This window comes from Nodosilinea sp. AN01ver1, assembly GCF_050565655.1.
Classification (GTDB): domain Bacteria; phylum Cyanobacteriota; class Cyanobacteriia; order Phormidesmidales; family Phormidesmidaceae; genus Nodosilinea.
On sequence record NZ_JBNXVS010000026.1, the window covers coordinates 34,999 to 55,440 of the forward strand.

Annotated in this window: 16 protein-coding genes; 8 read left to right on the forward strand and 8 right to left on the reverse strand. The window is 56.9% G+C overall.

Translation table 11 applies throughout. The features are described from left to right. Positions 1-477 precede the first annotated feature (477 nt). A complete protein-coding gene (locus ACQ4N7_RS18770; protein WP_430713017.1) occupies positions 478-1,236 on the forward strand; it encodes a hypothetical protein in 759 nt (252 codons plus the stop codon). On the opposite strand, the gene ACQ4N7_RS18775 is transcribed toward ACQ4N7_RS18770, so the two are convergent. From ACQ4N7_RS18775 to ACQ4N7_RS18795, 5 genes are all read right to left on the reverse strand, one after another. Then, positions 1,233-1,820, reverse strand: a complete 588-nt coding sequence (locus ACQ4N7_RS18775) for a ribonuclease HII (RefSeq protein WP_430713018.1) — start codon at positions 1,818-1,820, stop codon at positions 1,233-1,235. The two genes, ACQ4N7_RS18770 and ACQ4N7_RS18775, sit on opposite strands and share 4 nt — an antisense overlap. Before the next feature lie 17 nt (positions 1,821-1,837). Continuing rightward, complete coding sequence (locus ACQ4N7_RS18780; protein WP_430713020.1) at positions 1,838-4,015, reverse strand: Rne/Rng family ribonuclease; 2,178 nt, start codon at positions 4,013-4,015, stop codon at positions 1,838-1,840. A 551-nt stretch (positions 4,016-4,566) separates the two neighbouring features. Continuing rightward, complete coding sequence (locus tag ACQ4N7_RS18785) at positions 4,567-6,444, reverse strand: RNase J family beta-CASP ribonuclease (RefSeq protein WP_430713021.1); 1,878 nt, start codon at positions 6,442-6,444, stop codon at positions 4,567-4,569. 428 nt (positions 6,445-6,872) lie between these two features. Beyond that, positions 6,873-7,778 (reverse strand): 4-hydroxy-tetrahydrodipicolinate synthase, encoded by a 906-nt coding sequence (dapA, locus tag ACQ4N7_RS18790; RefSeq protein ID WP_430713022.1) that lies wholly within the window; start codon positions 7,776-7,778, stop codon positions 6,873-6,875. Between the two features lie 95 nt (positions 7,779-7,873). Next, positions 7,874-8,902, reverse strand: a complete 1,029-nt coding sequence (locus ACQ4N7_RS18795) for an aspartate-semialdehyde dehydrogenase (RefSeq protein WP_430713023.1) — start codon at positions 8,900-8,902, stop codon at positions 7,874-7,876. A 296-nt stretch (positions 8,903-9,198) separates the two neighbouring features. Between ACQ4N7_RS18795 and tig the strand changes: the two genes are divergently transcribed. The 5 genes from tig (at position 9,199) to bioA (ending at position 15,192) form a co-directional block, all read left to right on the forward strand. Further along, positions 9,199-10,716, forward strand: coding sequence for a trigger factor (gene tig, locus ACQ4N7_RS18800; protein ID WP_430713024.1), 1,518 nt, complete (start codon positions 9,199-9,201; stop codon positions 10,714-10,716). Positions 10,717-10,943: 227 nt separating this feature from the next. Beyond that, entirely contained in the window at positions 10,944-11,627 is a 684-nt protein-coding gene (gene clpP / locus ACQ4N7_RS18805; RefSeq protein ID WP_430713025.1) for an ATP-dependent Clp endopeptidase proteolytic subunit ClpP, read from the forward strand. Between the two features lie 11 nt (positions 11,628-11,638). After that, entirely contained in the window at positions 11,639-12,979 is a 1,341-nt protein-coding gene (gene clpX / locus ACQ4N7_RS18810) for an ATP-dependent protease ATP-binding subunit ClpX (protein WP_430713026.1), read from the forward strand. Positions 12,980-12,981: 2 nt separating this feature from the next. Beyond that, complete coding sequence (locus tag ACQ4N7_RS18815; RefSeq protein ID WP_430713027.1) at positions 12,982-13,836, forward strand: alpha/beta fold hydrolase; 855 nt, start codon at positions 12,982-12,984, stop codon at positions 13,834-13,836. 63 nt (positions 13,837-13,899) lie between these two features. Beyond that, positions 13,900-15,192: an adenosylmethionine--8-amino-7-oxononanoate transaminase gene (bioA, locus tag ACQ4N7_RS18820; protein WP_430713053.1), complete on the forward strand. Its 1,293-nt coding sequence runs from the start codon at positions 13,900-13,902 to the stop codon at positions 15,190-15,192. 12 nt (positions 15,193-15,204) lie between these two features. Here the strand turns inward: bioA and ACQ4N7_RS18825 are convergent, their stop codons facing one another. Further along, positions 15,205-16,098, reverse strand: a complete 894-nt coding sequence (locus ACQ4N7_RS18825) for a pirin family protein (RefSeq protein ID WP_430713054.1) — start codon at positions 16,096-16,098, stop codon at positions 15,205-15,207. A 118-nt stretch (positions 16,099-16,216) separates the two neighbouring features. Here ACQ4N7_RS18825 and ACQ4N7_RS18830 point away from each other — a divergent pair, with 118 nt between their 5' ends. Together ACQ4N7_RS18830 and ACQ4N7_RS18835 are read left to right on the forward strand one after the other, a co-directional pair. Further along, entirely contained in the window at positions 16,217-16,903 is a 687-nt protein-coding gene (locus ACQ4N7_RS18830) for a Uma2 family endonuclease (RefSeq protein ID WP_430713028.1), read from the forward strand. Continuing rightward, the gene (locus ACQ4N7_RS18835; protein ID WP_430713055.1) at positions 16,903-17,676 is read left to right on the forward strand and encodes a phytochelatin synthase family protein; all 774 of its coding nucleotides are present in this window, start codon (positions 16,903-16,905) and stop codon (positions 17,674-17,676) included. Before ACQ4N7_RS18830 ends, ACQ4N7_RS18835 begins: the two co-directional genes overlap by 1 nt. Here ACQ4N7_RS18835 and ACQ4N7_RS18840 read toward each other — a convergent pair. After that, on the reverse strand, positions 17,657-18,943 hold the full coding sequence (locus ACQ4N7_RS18840; RefSeq protein WP_430713029.1) for a GUN4 domain-containing protein: 1,287 nt from the start codon (positions 18,941-18,943) through the stop codon (positions 17,657-17,659). The genes ACQ4N7_RS18835 and ACQ4N7_RS18840 overlap by 20 nt on opposite strands. 70 nt (positions 18,944-19,013) lie before the next feature. After that, positions 19,014-20,372 (reverse strand): 8-oxoguanine deaminase, encoded by a 1,359-nt coding sequence (locus ACQ4N7_RS18845; RefSeq protein ID WP_430713030.1) that lies wholly within the window; start codon positions 20,370-20,372, stop codon positions 19,014-19,016. Positions 20,373-20,442 lie beyond the last annotated feature (70 nt).

The window sequence follows — 20,442 nt, forward strand, 5'->3', positions numbered from 1 at the left end:
ATCACTTTTCAAACGCCTCTAAAGCTTTCTTAATATGATCTATCTGTATTTGACCTGTAGATAGACTAACACAAGTGCTTTGAAGGTTATTTTTAGCTATTGCCATTGTTGACCAACTCCAGCAAAATAGCACTTTAAACGGAGAAAACCTAATAAGCTACAATCTCTCTAGGTTAAGCGCCTCGCTTGTCGCAGACAAATGAAAGAATATTCTACATCGTTGATTTTTTGCTAAAGCCAATTTGCCTAACACTTTTGTCTCTTTGAAGCTATTTTTAGTGGTTTTAAGGTCGTGCTAAGGCCTCCAAGAAAATCCGGAAGATATCAAGAATCATCTTGATATCTTTATGCTGTGAAGCTTCAGCCAAGATAGCTTGAAATTATTGCTAATTCAATAAAAGTGTTTTTCACGAACACCAATACCCTGGTGCCCATTCCATGATTAACCCATAGACTGGTTCCATCATGGGGGGAGCAATGTATAACTTCGAGCAATTCTCTAAAGCCGATATGTGTCAATGTGCGGTGACGCTGCGCAACATGGACGAGCGATCGCAGAGTATGGAAGAAACCGCTGATCGGGTGGTGCGCTATCTATATGAGAACTTTGTCGATTCCCGCACTGGCAAGCCTGCCTGCGCTCTAGCCCGTTTCTTTGTCACCCACCCCTTTGGCTTTTTGCCGGCGGCGGTGCAAGAATCAGCTCGGGGCGTTTTGCAGGGGCAGTATGTACCCTCGGCCACCAAGTGCCTGACCCTACTGGCCACCGCTGGCGACGAGCCCCAGTGGAACCAACGCCAAGGCTCTACCGGTCATCAGGGCATTCCGCTGATCGACCAAGACTTTGTGCATCGAGCTCCGATGATTCTGCAGCTAATCCAGCAGTTTGGCTTGGAGGTAAGCAAAGTGATTGAAACCGTACCAACCCTGATTACCGAAACACCTCACAGGGCTTTTAACGTGTTCTACGTGCCTACGGCGTTAGGTAGTCCCTACATTCCGGCCCAGAAGCAGTTTGTAAAGCCCTACGGGGTGGAGTCGGTGCTAGGCTTTGGTGGTTTAACACCGACTGGGGAGCTATTTGCGGTGATTTTGTTTAGTAAGGTCACCATTCCTCTAGAAACAGCCAACCGCTTTCGGTGGCTTTCGGCCTACGTGCGCATTGCAATTGAAGGGTTTGATCGGGCCAGTACATTTACCGAACAGGCCGCTCTGGTTACTCCGGCGCTGCGTTAACTACAGCCTTTAAAGGATCGTCGGTGCTGGGGGGTTGGCCCCAGGGTTTGCAGAGCTAGTCGATGGGCGGCGCTACCGTAGCCTTTGTTGCGGGCTAGATGATAGCCGGGGTAGCGGCGGTCGAGACGAACGATCAGGCGATCGCGCCAAACCTTAGCCAAAATGCTGGCGGCTGCAATTTCGATATGTAGACGATCGCCCTGCACCACCGTTTGCTGAGGCAGGCCCAGATTAGGAATGGCTTGATTACCGTCTATTAAGCAGAGGTCGGGCCGCACGCTCAGGCGACGCAGCGCCCGAGTCATCGCTAGAAGACTGGCGTGGAGAATGTTCAGGCGCTCAATGTCGTAGACAGTGGCTAAACCCAGGGCATAGTCTGTAGCCAGAGCTTGAATCGGTGCCACCAAGCTCTCGCGGCGAGCTGGACTGAGCCGCTTGCTGTCAGTTACCCCCAGCGACTGAAGTTGTTCACAGGCGCTGGGCAGCAGCACGACCGCGGCTGCCACCACGGGGCCGAACAAGCATCCCCGACCCACCTCGTCCACCCCGGCTGCTGTGGTCGTCGAATTATGGTTGAGTTCCACAAACCATTACCCCGGGCCTACTCGTCGCCACCGTCATCGCCACCATCGGCAGCGGAAGACCGACGGCGGCGGCGGCGGCGCACGTTACTGGCCGCTTCGGCCTCTGACTCTGGTGCCGCTTCGATAGGGCTGGGTTCGACCGTCGCTGGGGCCTCAGTAGCTGGCTCGGGAATGCCTGCGATCGCTTCTGGCTGTGCATCTGGCAGTGCGGTACCACTGTCGAAGGCGTCGGCTTCCTGGGCTTTAGCACGAGCCGCCCGGGTACGCACTGTACGGCTGGGAGATGGTTTGGACGATGTGGCGGAATCTGCGATCGCCACTGTCGATACCTCTGCTGGGGTGACTGGAGCCGCCATTGAGACTACCGCTTCTCTAGAAGGCAAAACCGTCTCTGGAGGGGCTTGACCCGGTAGCACCACTGATACCACTACATTACGGGGATCAGGCACCTCCTGGGTCGATAGCACCATCGGCGAAATCCCCATCATGGCGTAGATGCGCTGCTCGTCGGGAGTCATTTCTACAGTCACTACCTGGGGTGAGGTAGCGGGTTTACGATTTCGGGATAAATCGCTTTGGGCATCACTTCGTCCCCCGTTTCGCCCTCGGCTCCGAGGCGCTACTTTATCGTCCTCAGTCTTACTGATAATCACCGGTGCTGCCGGCTCAGCAGGCTCCTTTACATCGAGACTCGGCTCTAATGGGCCTGCCTCTTTAGCCACGGGTGCATCTCTACCGTTAGTGCGAGTGGTGGGTAGAGGGTCACGACGACGACGGCGGCGGTTGTTGCCTCGCCCAGAGCGATCTTGGTAGCTAGGGTGGTTGACCAGATCGAGCTCCTGTAGATCGGGGCGACCATCTAAGCTATCTGTGTCCCCCAGGGGTGGTGCCAGTTGAGGAGCAGCCCCACCGCTAGAAACCCCCGCGCGCGGCATCTCTTGACCGCCGTCGGCCAGCGCCTCGCCGGGCAGGTGAACCAAATGGCCTAGCCCACCACAGGTAGGACAGGGGCGACCAAACAATTCGTAGATATTTTGGCCCTGGCGCTTACGGGTCAGTTCAACGAGTCCGAGTTCAGACAGCTGCGAAATTTGAGGCCGGGCCTTGTCGGAGCGCAAAGCTTTGGTAAAGTGCTCTAGCACCTGTAGCTTGTCGCGCCGCGAGTCCATGTCGATGAAGTCAACCACAATGACCCCGGCAATGTTGCGCAGACGCAGCTGTCGAGCAATTTCAGCCGCCGCTTCGCAGTTGGTCCACAGCACCGTTTCGCGAGCGGTGGCCGAGCGCGTAAAGGAGCCAGAGTTAACGTCAATAACCGTCAGCGCCTCAGTGCGCTCGATAATAATGTAGCCGCCAGAAGGCAGATCTACTCTGGGCTTAAGGGCCTCGCGAATGGCCGCATTAACCCGGAAGTATTCCAGAATGGGGATGCGCTCACGGTGGTGATCAATCAGTACCCCAGCCGGAACCTGGCCATCGCTCCAGTTGGCCAGATGCTGCTTGACTCGCTTCATGCCGGTGCTGGAGTCAGTTACAATGCGATTGACATCGGCATTGTAGGCGTCGCGCAGCACCCGCTGAATAAAATCATCATCGCGGTTGAGCAGAGCAGGCGGCCGAGTGGCTAGGGCCTGCTGCTGAATGCTCTCCCACTGTTTTTGCAGCGTTTCTAAATCTTCAATAATGGCGTTTTCGCTAATGCCCTCGGCCTCGGTGCGCACCAGCAGCCCCATACCGGCAGGCTTCACTAAAATGGCCAGTGCCCGCAGGCGGTTGCGCTCGCTCTCGCTGCGAATGCGCCGTGACAGATTGACCCCTCGTCCCGAGGGCATGAGCACCAGGTAGCGCCCCGGCAGACTGATGTTGCCCGTCAGGCGAGGCCCTTTGTTGCCCGTAGGCTCTTTCATGATTTGCACCAGCACTTTTTGCTGGGGCACCACGAGTTCGGTAATGGAGCCAGCGCTGCGCTTGAGCTTCAGGGGGCCCAGGTCGGTAACGTGCATGAAGCCGTTGCGCTCGCTGTCGCCAATATTAACGAAGGCGGCATCAATACCAGGCAGCACGTTTTCTACCGTGCCTAAATAAATGTCGCTAACCTGGTGGCTACCTGTGGCCACAATCAGCTCTTGGATCTGATCTTCAGAAAAAACCGCAGCGATTCGGTTTTGCTCAGCAATAACAATCTGCTTCGGCATTCAAATTCCTCATACAACGCTCACCGGGGCGAATAAAGTCTGCTTTTCCTGCCCTGAGTGGGTGATTTGGCCATTCACCTGCCACGTCAACACCGCCACCGGGTCGTCGGAAAACTCGTTTGCAAAGGCTTTGCAATCAAGACCATTGCGACACCGCAATGAACTTTTGCTTCCTAAGGGCATGCACAGATCACCTAACTCGCTGGGCGACTCTGGGAATTCTTGTTCGTACTGGATCTCGTTTGCGCTAGATCTGCTTGGGTAAACCGCACAAGCTGAACAAAAATTCTGACAGAAGCCTTGAGCGCTAAGGATGTGTAGCTGCTTAAGACACTTGCTATGCACCTTTGCTCAGGTACATCAGCTCCTGCTGAGTGCATTATAGCGTCAAGCAGAAGCAGCAACATGATGTTGCGTACCTTTTTACCACAAGTATGCAAAATCTGCACCTGCAATGTTGGTCTATATGGCGCAGGCGATCGCCCCATTAAGCAAAAGGGAGGGGCGATCGCAGCTGCGATCGCCCCTCCCTGATTAAACCCTAAATTGTCTTAAGAGGCCGAAGCCGCCGTGGCCCGGGTGCGAGTGCGGCGCTCGGGCACCACAACCTCAGGCTCTGCTTTGGGCTCGGGTTCCGCTTTGGGCTTTGGTTCAGCCTTAGGCTTCGACTGGGCCTTGGGCTTGGGCTCGGCCTGGGGCTGCGACTGCACTGAGCCTTCCACACCAGCGCCCTGAATCAGCAGAATCAGCATTGGGTCACGCTTGTCTAGCTCACGGCGGACCAGGCGGCGCAGATCTTGATCGAGGGCAGCCTTGAGAGCATCCAGGTCAAGGGCCGCTTTGCCGTTGCCGTTAGACACCACCAGCTCAGCACCACGGTTAGATAGTACCTGGGCAATAATTTGCTTCACCTGACCCTGGAAGCGCTCCTGGGATATCGACTGGGCAACCCCTCGAATCTGCACAATGGGGTCGGCCACCAGCTTGCCGTTGCTGCCTATGGTGGCGGCGATGGTAACGACGCCATCTTCCGCTAGCTGCTGCCGCTCCTTGAGCACGTCGCGGCCCACAACCCCAACGCGAGAGGCATCAACCAGTTCAATGCCCGAGGGCACCTGACCGGCAATGCGAATGCCCGCTGGGTTGACTTCAACAATGTCGCCATTGTTGATAATCACCATGTTTTCGGCGGGTACACCCATGCTCTGAGCGGTCTCAGAATGCTTGACCAGCATGCGGTGCTCCCCGTGCACCGGCAGAAAATACTTGGGCCGGGTGAGGGCCAGCATCAGCTTTTGGTCTTCCTGAGCCCCGTGGCCGGAGACGTGAATGCCCTTGTCTTTGCCGTAGACCACCTTGGCCCCGCGCATCATCAGCTTGTCGATGGTGTTAACCACCGAGATGGTATTGCCGGGAATGGGGTTGGCGGAGAACACGACAGTGTCACCTTTCTTGACCTTGATCTGGCGGTGGGAGTCATCGGCGATGCGAGTGAGGGCCGCCATTGGCTCGCCCTGGGAGCCGGTGGTCAAAATCAGCACGTTCTCGTCGGCGGTATGACCCAGCGATTTGAGCGGCAAAAACAGGCTCTCGGGGCATTTGATATAGCCCAGGTCGCGGGCATGGGCGATCACGTTGAGCATCGAGCGGCCCACCACAAACACCTTGCGGTTGTGCTTTTGGGCCAGCTCCAAAATCATATTGACCCGATGCACCGACGACGAAAAGGTGGTGACAATTAGCCGTCCGTCGGCCTTGCCAAACTCGCGATCGAGGTTGGGAAACACCGATCGCTCGGAAGGCGTATGGCCGGGCACCTCGGAGTTGGTGGAGTCGCTGACCAGACACAGCACGCCCTTTTCGCCAGCCTCTGCCAGCTTTTGAATGTCAAAGGTTTCTCCGTCAACCGGGGTGTGGTCAAACTTGAAATCGCCCGTGTGAATCACGATGCCCACGGGGGTGTGAATGATCACCGAGCAGCTGTCGGCAATGGAGTGGGTGTTGCGAATGTACTCAACCAGGAAGGAGTTGCCTACCCGCACGGTTTCGCGGGGGCGCACCTGCCGCAGCTCGGTGCGATCGCTCATGCCTGCTTCCTCAAGCTTGCCCTCCAGCAGCGCCATCGCCAGACGGGGGCCGTAGATCACTGGAATATCAAACTGCTTGAGGTGAAAGGCAATGCCACCGATGTGATCTTCGTGACCGTGGGTGACAATCATGCCCTTGATCTTGTGACGATTTTCCCGCAGGTAGGTCACGTCGGGCAGCACAATATTGACCCCGTGCATTCCGTCGGTGGGGAAGGCTAGCCCTGCATCGAGCAGCATAATTTCGTCGTTGATCTCGAAGACGCAGGTGTTTTTGCCGATCTCGTGCAGCCCCCCCAGGGGAATGATTTTCAGGGCGTTATTGGCAGAATTTGAAGTCATAAACAATCTCGTCAGTAAACAATCGTTGTGAAAGATTTGGAAAAAGTAACAAATGGAGCTAAAGCTAATTCGCGCACGGCATTCGGCGAGGGCGCAACACCCTGCTGGGTGTGACCGCTATTTCGTCGATAGACCGCGCGATTAAGGCACTAGGTATTGGTAGTAGCAGCGATAGAAACCGTTGAGGCCCAAGTCGATGTCGCAACATCGACAGATAGAGCAGCGAGGGCCATAGACAGTACGGATGAATCCATAGATTAAGGTTACACAGGTAGAGAGAACAAACAGATTATTCAGTTGTTGAAAGCTAGAAGGAATCGAGCGATCGCCCTTGCAGGCCTGGCTCAAGAGCTTTTTAGAGTCGGCTGCTTGAAGTAGCGCTGTAGAGACGAGCAGTCCATGCTAGAGCGAGTCAGTCGTCGCCCAACCTAGAGGTTTTTAACGAGAATACCCTGGGCAGAGAGCTGCTGCAGCACCTCTGCGATCGCAATACTTACAGACTCGTCGGGCATGCACAGAGGCGATCGCACCGCGCCTACCGGCCATCCCTGCTGAGCCAACGCTACCTTAAGCGGTACCGGGTTAGTGGTCAAAAACAATACCTTAAACAAAGGCAACAGCTGCAAGTGAATTTCAGTGGCCAAACGGGTTTTTCCCGCTTCGTGGGCCTGCACCATAGCTTGAAGTTGAGGGCCAACCAGATGACTAGCCACACTCACCACTCCACAGCCGCCAACAGCAAGCATCGGCAGCGTCAATGAGTCGTCCCCCGAGTAGATGCCAAACTCAGCAGGGGTATGATAACGAACCTGACTAGCGTAATCTAAACTTCCACTGGCCTCCTTAATCGCCACTATATTCGATATTTCGGCTAATCGGGCAGTCGTTTCCACCGCCAGGGCACAACCGGTGCGTCCCGGAATGTTGTACAGCATGATGGGCAAATCGGGAACCGCTGCCGCAATCTGGCTGAAGTGCTGGTAAAGCCCCTCCTGAGAGGGCTTGTTGTAGTAAGGCACAACCTGGAGCGAGCCATCTACCCCTAGCTCAGCCGCGTGGCGAGTGGCCTCAATGGCTTCGGAGGTAGAATTGGAGCCAGTGCCCGCAATTACCTGGGCGCGACCCCCTACAGCCTCTCTAACTACCTTATACAGCTGGTACTCTTCTTGCCAGCTCAAAGTGGGCGATTCACCCGTGGTGCCACACACCACTAGCCCATCGCTGCCGTTACTTACCAAGTAGTCAGCCAGGCGCTCGGCCACGGCATAGTTGACGGAGCCATCTTCAGAAAATGGCGTCACCATTGCCGTTAGCACTTTGCCAAAATACGTCACCGAATGCCTTACGTCCTACAAAATCTAATGTTGCTAAGCCCAACGTCCTTGAGATTATACCAAGTTCGCTCCAGTAGGGCTGAACTAGGGAAAGATTAGTGGCTCGCCCCTACGGTTTGGGGGACCAGCAGCAGTTCCGCAATTTGAACGGCGTTGAGGGCTGCCCCCTTGCGAATTTGGTCGCCGCTAAGCCAAAGCTCTAGCGCGTTGGGGTTAGAGATATCCTGGCGGATGCGGCCCACCAGCACGTCGTCTTGACCGCTGGCTTCCAGAGGCATGGGGAAGTAGTTGCGACCCCAGTCTTCGACTACCTTCACTCCCGGAGCTTTGGTCAGTAACGCCTTGGCATCCTGGGGCGCAAAAGGTGCATCAAACTCAATGTTAACCGCTTCAGAGTGAGCCCGCAGTACGGGAACCCTCACACAGGTGGCCGAAATCTTGAGGTCGGCAGCGCCAAAAATCTTGCGGGTTTCGTTCACCATCTTCATTTCTTCCTGGCAGTAGCCCTGCTCGTTAAGCGGCGAGTTGTGAGGAAACAGGTTGAACGCCAGGGGGTAGGGAAACGCCTCTGTCACCGGCTCTTCGCCAGCCAAAATGGCGCGGGCCTGCTGCTTGACCTCCTCCATCGCTCGGGCACCCGCACCACTGGCCGACTGATAAGTAGCCACCACCAGCCGCCGCACGGGCTGCACCTGGTGCAGCGGCCACACGGCCAGAGCCATCAGAATGGTAGTGCAGTTGGGGTTGGCGATAATGCCCTGGTGGGTCTGGGCCGCCTTGGGGTTGACCTCAGGCACAACCAGGGGAACCGTAGGATCCATTCGGTGGGCGCTGGAGTTGTCAATGCAAATGGCCCCGGCTGCTACCGCTTTGGGCAGCCACTCCTGGGAAACCGAGCCGCCCGCCGACGCCAGCACCAAATCGATGCCGTCGAAAGCATTTTCGCCCAGTGCCTGAACGGGAATTTGCTCGCCCTTGAAGGTCAGCGTGGTGCCCGCCGATCGCGGCGAGGCCAGCAGAGTCAGGTCTTTGAGCGGGAACGATCGCTGCTCTAGCAGCGCCAGCAGTTCTGCCCCTACAGCCCCCGTGGCCCCTAAAACCGCGACTCTTAACCCGTTCGACACAGCGCTACCTCATCAATCTTCAAAACACATTGACATCAGCCGATATTAGCACTTTGGCTTGGCTCCCCCAATAGCCCCGCGCTCCAGGTGAAATATAAGGAAAAACAAAACGTTCGGGCCAGTACCGTCCAGTACCCGTACCCCTACCGCTAGGGGGCTGTCAGCCTAGGATTGTGGACTAAAACCAAGGAATGTTCCTCAGGTCATAGCGATAGAGTATGCTTATAAATTGCGTCAAAAGTTCTCCAGGCCACTTTGGAGCGTGCGCAGTCGCCGTCTAGTTAGCAAAAGGCCCCATGAAAGTTACCCAGGAAGTACTGCCCGACAGCCAGGTAGGACTAGAAATTGAAGTTCCCGCCGATCTGTCTCAAAAAACCTACGATCAGGTGTTGAGTAAGATGATGCGGACGGTCAACGTACCGGGCTTTCGCAAGGGCAAGGTGCCCAAGCAGGTCTTTTTGCAGCGGGTAGGGGTGCCTCAGTTTAAGGCGGCGGTGCTAGAAGAACTGGTGCAAAACGCTGTCGATAAGGCGATCGCCCAGGAAGAAATCGATGCGATCGGCAACTACCAGCTCAAAACCTCCTTTGAAGAACTCGTTGGCTCCTACGAACCGGGTCAGCCGATCACCATTCAGGCCTCGGTAGATGTACCGCCCCGCGTCACTCTGAAGCAGTACAAGGGGCTATCGGTGCAGGCCGAAGAGATTTTGCCTGACCCTGAACGAGTTGATGCCACCCTGAGCCAGTACCAAAACAACCTGGCCACTCTAGTACCCATCGAAGATCGACCCGCTCAGTCTGGGGATGTGGCTGTTATCGACTTTGTGGGCAAGGTTCAAAACGACAGCGGTGAGTTTGAGGAGTTTCAGGGCGGTTCAGGCACTGACTTCCAGGTCGAGCTAGAGGAAGGGCGCTTTATTCCTGGGTTCGTCGAGGGCATTATCGGGATGGCCCTAGAGGAATCAAAAGACGTCGAAGTTCCCTTCCCTGACGACTATTCGCAGACAGAACTGGCGGGCAAGCCTGCTGTATTTTCCATCACTTTGAAGGAAATTAAAGAAAAAGAGCTGCCCGAGCTTGACGACGACTTTGCCCAGGAAATTAGCGAATTTGAAACCATCGAAGCCCTGCGGACATCGCTGACCGAGCGCTACGAGGAAGAAGCGGCGGAGAAAACCAAAGCCAACAAAGACGCAGCTCTGATCGAGGCCCTAGTTGAGCACCTGGAGGCCGAAATCCCCAATACCCTGGTGCAGAAAGAGGTGGACTTTCTGCTCACGCAAACCATCATGCAGCTTAGCCGCCAGGGCATTGATGTCAACAAAATGCTGACCCGTGAGCTGGTTGATGGCATGCGCCAGCGCACTCGCCCTGAGGCGATCGATCGCCTGAACCGCACCCTGGCACTGGGTGAAGTCGCCAAGCAGGAGGGCATTCAAATTGAAGAGGAGGCCCTGAAGGAAAAGATTAAAGAGGCCATGGCTACGGTAGAAGACCCTAGCCAAATCGATCCCGATCGCCTCAAGCAGGTGCTCACCGAAGAGCTGCTGCAGGAAAAAATTCTGCTCTGGCTTGAGGAAAACAATACCGTTGAGCTGGTGCCCGAAGGCAGCCTGCAAGCCGAAACTGCTGGGGAAGCTGAAGCTGAACAGGTCGAAGCCCCTGACGCTGAGGAAACCGAGGCCGCTGGAACTGCAACCATAGATGTCGCGGCCACCGAAGCCAGCGAAGATACCGAAGACGAAGCCAGCGAAGACGCCGAAGAACCGGCAAAAAAAGCGTCTAAAGGCAAGAAGTCTGGCAAAGACAGCTAGGGATCAAGTTGCTGGGATTACTGAGGGTGGGTTGCTCGTGAAGCTAGCTGTAGGGCCGACTGGGGAGAACCCACCCCCGTGAACCCAAAAATTTGGGGCATAATGTCGATTAGGCCTACCAGTCGTTCGTTAAGCGAGTCGCGCCTGGTTGGTCTAGCCCAAGGCCAAATCTTGGCGCTGCTGTAAAGCAATATCCTTAAACCCTTGAAATCTCGCCCAAACCCACTATGATTGCATCGAACCCTTTGAGTAGCCCGATCTTGAGCTTGAGCCAGTCTGCCCTGAACACCAGCCAGGTTCGCAGCATGCTGCCCGTTGTTGTAGAGCAATCGGGGCGGGGTGAGCGGGCCTTTGATATTTACTCTCGCTTGCTGCGGGAGCGCATTGTATTCCTGGGCACCCCGGTTACCGACGAAGTCGCTGATTCAATTGTGGCGCAGCTGCTTTATCTAGATGCCGAAGAGCCCGAGAAAGATGTGCAGTTATACATCAATTCTCCCGGCGGGTCGGTGACGGCTGGTATGGCCATCTACGACACCATGCAGCAAATTCGCCCTGACGTGGTAACGATTTGCTTTGGTTTGGCGGCTAGCATGGGGGCGTTTCTGCTCTGTGCCGGGGCCAAGGGCAAGCGCCTATCGCTGCCCAGCTCTCGAATCATGATTCACCAACCTCTGGGTGGTGCCCAAGGTCAGGCGGTAGACATTGAAATTCAGGCGCGGGAAATTCTTTACCACAAGACTCGCCTCAATGAGCTAATCGCTCATCACACCGGGCAGCCCATCGATCGTATTGAGGCCGACACCGAGCGCGACTTCTACATGTCTGCCGCCGAGGCCAAAGACTACGGCATCATTGATGATGTTGTAGAGAGACAAACGCTCTCGGCCGCTATGACTGCACTCAACTAGGGTCATTATTTATGTCTAAGTACGACTCCCATTTAAAGTGCTCGTTTTGCGGTAAGTCTCAGGAGCAGGTGCGCAAGCTAATTGCGGGGCCGGGGGTCTACATCTGTGACGAGTGCGTTGATCTGTGCAACGAGATTTTAGACGAAGAGCTGTTTGATTCGGGCACCGCGATCGCCCAGCCGGTGCCCCGCCGCGATACCCCCGCCGCCGATCGCCCCCGAACTACTCCGGCTATATCCCTCAGCCAGATTCCTAAGCCTCGGGAAATTAAGAACTACCTCGACGAGCACGTAATTGGCCAGAACGAGGCCAAGAAAGTGCTTTCTGTAGCGGTGTACAACCATTACAAGCGCCTCAGCTACCTGCAGGGGGTTGAGGGCGAAGCGCCCGAAGACCTAATTGAGCTGCAAAAGTCGAACATTCTGCTGATTGGTCCCACAGGCTGCGGCAAAACCCTGCTGGCTCAAACTCTGGCCCGCATTCTCGAAGTGCCCTTTGCAGTCGCCGATGCCACCACCCTCACCGAAGCTGGCTACGTAGGCGAAGATGTCGAAAACATTCTGCTGCGGCTGCTGCAGGTAGCTGATCTAGATGTCGAAGAGGCCCAGCGCGGCATCATTTACATTGACGAAATTGACAAAATTGCCCGCAAGAGCGAGAACCCCTCGATTACCCGCGACGTATCGGGCGAGGGCGTTCAGCAGGCGCTGTTGAAAATGCTGGAAGGCACCGTGGCCAACGTGCCGCCTCAGGGTGGCCGCAAGCACCCCTACCAGGACTGCATTCAGATCGACACCAGCAATATTCTGTTTATCTGCGGCGGTGCCTTTGTCGGCCTAGAGAAAATTGTTGAGCAGCGGATTGGCAAAAAATCGATCGGCTTTGTGCAGCCCGGTGAAGGTCAGTTTTCGCGCGAGAAGCGTACTGCCGATGTACTGCGTCACTTAGAACCTGACGATTTGGTCAAGTTCGGCCTGATTCCCGAGTTCATTGGCCGCATTCCAGCTACATCGGTAGTGGATCCGCTTGATGAAGAATCGCTAATGGCGATTTTGACCGAACCGAAGAACGCGCTGGTGAAGCAGTTCCAAAAACTGATGCGGATGGACAACGTGCAGCTAGAGTTTAAGTCGGATGCCCTGCGGGCGATCGCCCGTGAGGCCTACCGCCGCAAGACTGGCGCTCGCGCCCTGCGCGGCATCATTGAAGAGCTGATGCTCGACATCATGTATGAGTTGCCCTCTCGCAAAGATCTAAAGCGCTGCACCATTACCCGCGAAATGGTCGAGCAGCGCTCTACCGCCGATCTACTGCTGCATCCCTCGTCGATGCCTAAGCCCGAGTCTGCTTAACTATGCCCTACGTTGAAGTTAACCAGGTCAACCACTACTACGAGTGGGTGGGTACCGAGACCCCGCGCAATCCAGCCTCTTCGAGGCCCGTTATGGTGTTTATCCACGGCTGGGCTGGGTCGGCTCGCTACTGGCAGAGCACGGCAGCGGCGATGAGCGATCGCTACGACTGCCTGCTTTACGACATGCGCGGGTTTGGGCGATCGACCATTGCCCCCGACCAACAGGCGGCGATGGCGGCGAGGGGCTACGAGCTAGACACCTACGCCGACGATTTAGCTGAGCTTTTGAAGGCGTTAAATCTGCCCAAGGTTTCTATCAATGCTCACTCGATGGGGGCATCGGTAGCGGTGTATTTTTTGAACCAGTATCCGCACCTGGTGGATCGGGCAATTCTCACCTGCAACGGCATTTTTGAGTACGACAAAGCCGCTTTTGAGGCGTTTTATAAATTTGGCGGCTATGTTGTGGCTTTTCGCCCTAAATGGCTGGCGAATATACCGCTGGCCCCGCGCTTTTTTATGGCCCGATTTCTCAAGCGCCCTATCCCTAATGCAGAGAAGGTGGCGTTTTTGGAAGATTTCTTGAATGCCGACTACGATACTGCCCTGGGCACTATTTTTACGTCGGTGAGCAAAAAAGCCACGGAAGTAATGCCTGCCGAGTTTGCCAAAATTAGCGTGCCAACGCTGCTGGTAGCAGGTGAATTTGACAAAATTACTCCGGCCGACATGGGCCGAACGGCGGCAGATCTGAATCCTAAAATTGAGTACGCCCTGGTGAAAAACACAGGGCATTTTCCTATGCTGGAGGATCCGGCAACGTATTTAAAGTACGTCGATGAATTTCTGGCCTAAATTCTTTATGGTACACTGCTTCGCGTTGGCAAAGCCGCGCCTAGTGCTGTGCACCCTACGGTTATGGATCCGCTGCCGATTGATGAACTGATGGCGCTCGATCGCCGCCACGTGTGGCATCCCTATGCGGCGATGCCGGGCACAGGGCCAGTATTTTCAGTCAAGTCGGCCCAGGGGGTCTACCTTGAACTAGAGACTGGGGAGCCGCTAGTCGATGGCATGTCGTCGTGGTGGACCTGCATTCACGGCTACAATCACCCTCGACTGAACCGGGCGGCCCAGGAACAGATGGGGCACATGAGCCACGTCATGTTTGGTGGGCTGACCCACCAGCCAGCGGTGCAGCTCGCCTACAAGCTGGTACAGATGACGCCGGAACCCTTGCAGCACGTGTTTTTCTGCGATTCGGGGTCGGTATCGGTAGAAGTAGCCATGAAGCTGGCGATCCAGTACTGGCACAACCGGGGCGAGCCCCAAAAGCAGCATTTTCTCACCCTGCGAAATGGCTACCACGGCGACACCTTTGCGGCGATGTCGGTGTGCGACCCGGTCAACGGTATGCACCACCTGTTTCGCCGCAGCCTGGTGGAGCAGTACTTTGCCGATGCGCCTCAAATTCCCTTTGAGGGCGTGTGGGAAGAGAGCGATATCGCTAGTTTTGAGGCCATCTTAGAGCGCTACCACGGGGAGATCGCCGCCGCCATCTTTGAGCCGGTGGTGCAGGGGGCGGGAGGCATGCGATTCTACAGCCCTCAGTACGTGCGGCGGGCGCGGGAACTGTGCGATCGCTACAACGTGCTGCTCATTCTTGACGAAATTGCCACCGGCTTTGGCCGCACCGGCAAGCTGTTTGCCTGCGAATACGCTGGTGTAGCCCCAGACATTACGTGCGTGGGCAAAGCCCTGACTGGGGGCTTTATGTCGCTGGCGGCTACCCTGACCACCAGCCACATTAGCGAAACCTTTGCCCAGGGAGAGGCCGGGGTGTTTATGCACGGCCCCACATTTATGGGCAACCCGCTGGCCTGCGCAGTGGCGCTGGAGAACCTGAACTTGCTGGAAAGCTACGACTGGGCCGCCAGGGTAGCCGCCATTGAAGCGCAGCTAAAGCAGGGGCTAGCCCCCTGCCGCAATCTGCCAGCGGTAAAGGATGTGCGGGTGCTGGGGGCGATCGGCGTGGTCGAACTACACGACCCGGTGGATATGGCGGTGGTGCAACCCCAGTTTGTGAGCCAGGGGGTGTGGCTGCGTCCCTTTGGCCGCTTGATCTACACTATGCCGCCATACATTATTGAGCCAGCGCAGCTCAGGCAGATTACTGAATCTATTTACAGCGTTGTGGCTGAGCTGGATTAGCGGCGATCGCGTCTATCGAACCAGAGCCCCCATTTTGCCGCTCTGGTAATCGGCTGCAGCCTGGTAGATTTCTGCCGTAGTATTCATCACAAAGGGGCCGTGGCCAACTATCGGTTCGTCGATGGGTTCGCCAGAGAGCAGCAGGGCGGTGGTGTCTTGCTGGGTGTAGAGCGTGAGGGTGGTGCCAGCGGGGTCAAAAATGCCGATTTCAGCTTCCGCGATCGCCTCCGAACCGCCAGCCTTGACGGCTCCCCGGAGTACTACCAGCAGAGTGGTGTGGCCCTGCGGCACGGCTAGATCGACTGATTGGCCCGTCTGCAAACGCAAATCCCACATATTGATTGGTGTAAAGGTTTGGGCTGGCCCCTGGGCACCGTCAAAGTCGCCAGCGATCACCCGCAGGCTGCCCTGGCCATTGGGCAGATCGACGACAGGAATTTGCGCAGCGGTAATACCCTGGTAGCGGGGCGAGGCCATTTTGTCTTTGGCGGGCAAATTGACCCACAGCTGCACCATCTCAAAAGGGCCGCCGGTTTGGGCAAAGTTTGGCCCGTGGAATTCTTCGTGCACCAGCCCCGCCGCCGCCGTCATCCACTGCACATCGCCGGGGCCAATGATGCCGCCGCCGCCAGCGGAGTCGCGGTGCTCAACCTCGCCGTCGTAGACAATGGTGACGGTCTCAAAACCTCGGTGGGGGTGCTCACCCACACCGCGCCGCGCCGTAGTCGGCGAAAAATTCGCTGGCCCGGCGTAGTCGAGCAGCAAAAAGGGGCTGATGGTTTGCCCCAGACTGTTGTAGGCCATCAGCGTTCGCACTGGGAAACCGTCGCCCACCCAGTGGCGACCCTGGGATCGCTGGATGCTGAGTAGGGTTTTGGTGGCGCTGGGCTGGTTGAGGGTCGGCATAGGAATAGCTATCGGGAAAACGTGCGATCGCTCTTCTACTGTAGCGACTCTTAACGTGTTGATGCCGCCGCGAAGAGTGCGATCGCTTACAGTGTTTACTACGGATTGGGATACTGCCATGACGACCACATCCCCTACAAAGACCATTACGTCTACGCTGCTTCAGCACCAGTGGCATCGGGCTAGCTGGGCTGACTATGCGGCACTGCGAGACGACCCGAGCCGAGAACATTTGAAACTAGCCTTTAATGAAGGATGGCTGTGGGTCACGATGGGCGCAGAAGGAATTAGCCACGCGGCAGTGAGCGATTTATTCATCATTATTTTGGGCTTTTGGGCCGCACAGCATCCCGATCAAAGCTTTAGTTCTCTGGGGCGGTGCCTGCTGGAGCGGGCGGAGGTGCGGGCCAGTGCGCCCGACCTGGTGCTCTACGTTGGGCCTGACTACCCCCAGTGGCAACCAGGCGAGCCCCGCCGAATTGATTTGAACCAAACCCGAGTGCCCGACCTGGTCGGCGAAATCTCTGACACCACTTTGGCCAGCGATCTGGATGAGAAAAAGCACCTCTACGCCGCCCTCGGCATTCCTGAATACTGGGTAGTTGATGTACGGGGGCAGCGAGTATTTGCGTTTTTACTTCAGGAGAATGGTGAGTATTTGGCCTGCGAAACTGCTCAGGCGCTAACTGGTTTGCCCATCGCCCTACTGGATGAAACCCTGCAAAAGCTGGCTCAGGGCACCAATACCAGCGCGGCGGCATGGCTCAGCCAGCAAATGACAACCCTGGGCCAGGAGCAGCCATGATGAAATTCGTTCTATCGGGTCGGTCTCTAACGGTTTTTCGCCCGTCTAAATTCATTGTTTTGCTGCTGGCGACCCTTGGAGTTGCCAGCAGCGCCCGACCGCTGGCTTCTCAAACGCTGCCTCTGCCTGACCACCTGGTTCCATTGACCTCGACAGAGGGGCAGGTGCTGCTGCGCGATAGTGAGGCGTTGGCCGACTACGTACCGCTGACGGCTCAGTTTGTGACGCAGATTAACCAGGCCTTCTGCGGGGTGGCGAGTATGGCGATGGTGCTCAACGCGCTGGGGGTTCCGGCCCCGCTGGCCCCGCAGTGGGAGCGAGGGTATTTCACCCAAGAGAATCTGTTTAATGAGCAGACGGAGGCGATTATTGGCCAGGCGGCGATCGCCCGTCAGGGCCTCACCCTGGCAGAACTGGCAGGCATCCTCGAAACCTATCCCGTCAGCGCCGAGATCCACTACGGCAGCGATGTGAGTCTAGAAGAATTTCGCGACCTGGTTCGCACCAATCTGGAAACGTCTGGCAACTACGTGCTGATCAACTACCTGCGCCGCGCGATCGGTCAGGAGCGGGGCGGCCACATTTCGCCCCTGGCGGCCTACGATGCCGACACCGACCAGTTTTTAATTTTGGATGTGTCGCGCTACAAGTATCCGCCCGTGTGGGTGCAGACCGAAACCCTGTGGGAGGCGATCAATACAACAGATTCGGTGTCAGGTAAGACGCGGGGCTTTTTGCTGATTGAGGCGCTACCTAGCGATCGCAGCTCGTGAGTTTAGCGACCAACCCGGCAAATAGTTCCAACTCATTTCTAGAGCCATCGCAATAACTCAAGCCACACATGAAATGCCACGGCAGATGGCCCGGCGGTGACGCTGTGCTGTAGGTCACCTGAGAGGGCTGGGGTTCTCTTTCCCAGACGCTGGGCCATCCGACTTGCTCAACGAAACACCCAAAGGCAGCTTCGTTCGAGCCCTCATTAGTAGAACCACGGCAGGCTTCGACATAAATTTTCCGCTGCACGCTAAAACCAAACCTGTTGTCGCTGGCGCTCACCCACAACTCGTCAAGAGCCTGTAGCGTATCGCAAGGAAACGTTTGAATATTGTCAACGCTAAAGAAATCATTTCTAGGGTCTAGGCCTACAGATTCAAACATGATTCGTGCAGTTTCCTGGTCGGCCTCTTGCCAACGTTCAGCGGCCAACATCGCCTCCAGGTCGCTAAAATCTCCTGCCCATGCCGGTAAATCCTTTGTTCCCCAGGGGCTGGTTCCTGAGGGGCTATGGGGTGCAGTTTGGGAGGTGCCCCATCCGCTCGTGCCGTTTTCGGCAGCGTTAGTTCCCCAGCCGGATGCCCTGGTGTCCCCTGCTGATCCTGCTGATGGTTGAAAAGAGAACGACTGATTCAGAAGCTGACGCAAACCGAAGACTCCCAACAGCCCAACACTACCGGGTACAGCCCAGCGCAAAAACTGATGGCGGGTCATTGGCGCAGAGGCAGAACGTTGTGAGCTAGTTTTCGATCGTGGTTCCGCAGGGGAGCGCAGCGCTGATCTGAACGATCGTGGCGACCTGCCAAAATATGGCTCCAATCCGTCGATCAGCCGCCCCATGTCTTTGTGAAAGTCTGGGTCGGGTCGGGCTTCGCGGTAGTTACGGTAGGCCAAGTCTTGCAAACTTGTGGGCAGGTCGTCGGGTTGGGGCAGGGTCGCATGGCTGACTAGCAGCGGTACTACCAGGACATCGTCCCGGCGCAGAGATTCTTCAATTTCAACCCGTACCCAGTCGGCAGGATTATCGAGGCGGCGACGCCCTTGGGCGTCGGTAGCGGTGAGCCAGCTAGGCCCAATGACTACCAGCAACACGGCGCACTGATTGAGGGTGCGGTTGAGGTAGTCGCGGAAGTCGACACCAGGCGGAATGTCATCCACATCCTTAAATACGGCGGCTTTGCCGAAGTGGGCGGCTAGGCGATCGTAAATGCGGCCAACATCGGCGTGACTATCGCTGCGGCGGTAGGAAATAAATATAGAAGGCATCCCTGGGCCGGATCGGCGGTGCTCTTGGACGTTTTCTTAATTAAAAGCCAGATTGAGCCTTTCAGCGAGACTAGGCAGCAAGCGATCGCGCCACCGCCCCGTGCTGCTCCAGCACCACCGGCAAATCCAGCGTTAGCAGACCCTCGGGGTTCAGCACCTCTCTGCCGTGGATAAAGCTGTAGTCCACGCGATCGACCATGCAAAAGATCAGGGCGGCTACCGGATCGTAGGCGGTGCCGGAGAGGGCGAGGCGATCGAGATTCACCGTGATAAAATCTGCGGCCATACCAGGAGCTAGGTGGCCAATATCAGTGCGGCCTAGCACCTTTGCCCCGCCACGAGTGGCAATCTCCAGAGCTTCGCGGGCGGTGAGGGCGGCGGGGTCTTCTTCGCGCACGCGGGCCATCAAAAAGGCCTGGCGGGCCTCGGCCAACAGGTGGCTGCCGTCGTTGGAGGCCGACCCATCTACCCCCAGACCCACGGGTACGTTATGGTCCAGCATTTTGCGGATCGGGGCCATACCGCTGGCCAGGCGCATATTGCTACAGGGGCAGTGGGCTACCCCGGTGCCCGTTTGCCCAAAGCTGCAAATGGCTCTGTCGTCGAGTTTGACGCAGTGGGCATGCCACACGTCGTCGCCCAGCCAGCCGACGGAGGCGGCATAGTCGCCAGGGGTGAGGCCAAAGGTATCGAGACTGTAGGTGACGTCGGAGTTGTTCTCGGCCAGGTGGGTGTGCAGCCGCACGCCGGGGTAGCTGCGGGCCAGTGCCGCCGACTCGCGCATCAGGTCGGTGGAGACGCTGAAGGGCGAACAGGGGGCCAGGGTAATGCGCACCAGGGCGTAGGGGTCATTGTCGTGGTACTGCTCGATCAGCCGCTGGGAGTCTTTGAGAATGTCGGTCTCGGCCTCAACGATGGAGTCGGGGGGCAGGCCGCCCTTGCTTTCGCCCACGCTCATGCTGCCCCGGCTGGCGTGGAAGCGCAGCCCGGTTTGGGCCACGGCCTCGATTTCGTCGTCCAGGGTGCAGCCGTTGGGGAACAGGTAGAGGTGGTCGCTGGCGGTGGTGCAGCCCGAGAAAATTAGCTCAGCAGCGGCGACCTGGGCGCTGAGGCGAATGGCGTCGGGGGTGAACCGCTGCCACAGCGGATAGAGCGAGCTGAGCCAGTTGAACAGGGCCGAGTTCTGCGCCCCCGGCACCACGCGGGTGAGGGTTTGATAGAAGTGGTGGTGGGTGTTGACCAGGCCGGGGAGCACCAGATGGCGATCGCTCAAGTCCAGCACCCGGTCGGCCTCGGTGGGCAGGTCGGCGGTGGTCCCAACCTGCTCAATCACGTGATCGCGAATGAAGAGCGCCCCAGATCGAATTTCACGCCGCTCGTCATCCATCGTGACCAGGGTGTGAATATTTTTGACTAGAAGAGTTGTCACAGTGGGGCATCCCCGCAGCGAACATTTTCCTGGGACTATACCAGGTTGCTCGCCAGGGCTGATGTTTTCG

Bases quoted from the DNA above. Each gene is read 5' to 3' on its own strand.
- ACQ4N7_RS18825 (WP_430713054.1), bottom strand. From the start codon at position 16,098: ATGCCGACCCTCAACCAGCCCAGCGCCACCAAAACCCTACTCAGCATC.
- ACQ4N7_RS18785 (WP_430713021.1), bottom strand. From the start codon at position 6,444: ATGACTTCAAATTCTGCCAATAACGCCCTGAAAATCATTCCCCTGGGG.
- ACQ4N7_RS18815 (WP_430713027.1), top strand. From the start codon at position 12,982: ATGCCCTACGTTGAAGTTAACCAGGTCAACCACTACTACGAGTGGGTG.
- ACQ4N7_RS18770 (WP_430713017.1), top strand. From the start codon at position 478: ATGTATAACTTCGAGCAATTCTCTAAAGCCGATATGTGTCAATGTGCG.
- ACQ4N7_RS18830 (WP_430713028.1), top strand. From the start codon at position 16,217: ATGACGACCACATCCCCTACAAAGACCATTACGTCTACGCTGCTTCAG.
- clpP (WP_430713025.1), top strand. From the start codon at position 10,944: ATGATTGCATCGAACCCTTTGAGTAGCCCGATCTTGAGCTTGAGCCAG.
- ACQ4N7_RS18780 (WP_430713020.1), bottom strand. From the start codon at position 4,015: ATGCCGAAGCAGATTGTTATTGCTGAGCAAAACCGAATCGCTGCGGTT.
- ACQ4N7_RS18835 (WP_430713055.1), top strand. From the start codon at position 16,903: ATGAAATTCGTTCTATCGGGTCGGTCTCTAACGGTTTTTCGCCCGTCT.
- bioA (WP_430713053.1), top strand. From the start codon at position 13,900: ATGGATCCGCTGCCGATTGATGAACTGATGGCGCTCGATCGCCGCCAC.
- clpX (WP_430713026.1), top strand. From the start codon at position 11,639: ATGTCTAAGTACGACTCCCATTTAAAGTGCTCGTTTTGCGGTAAGTCT.
- ACQ4N7_RS18840 (WP_430713029.1), bottom strand. From the start codon at position 18,943: ATGCCTTCTATATTTATTTCCTACCGCCGCAGCGATAGTCACGCCGAT.
- tig (WP_430713024.1), top strand. From the start codon at position 9,199: ATGAAAGTTACCCAGGAAGTACTGCCCGACAGCCAGGTAGGACTAGAA.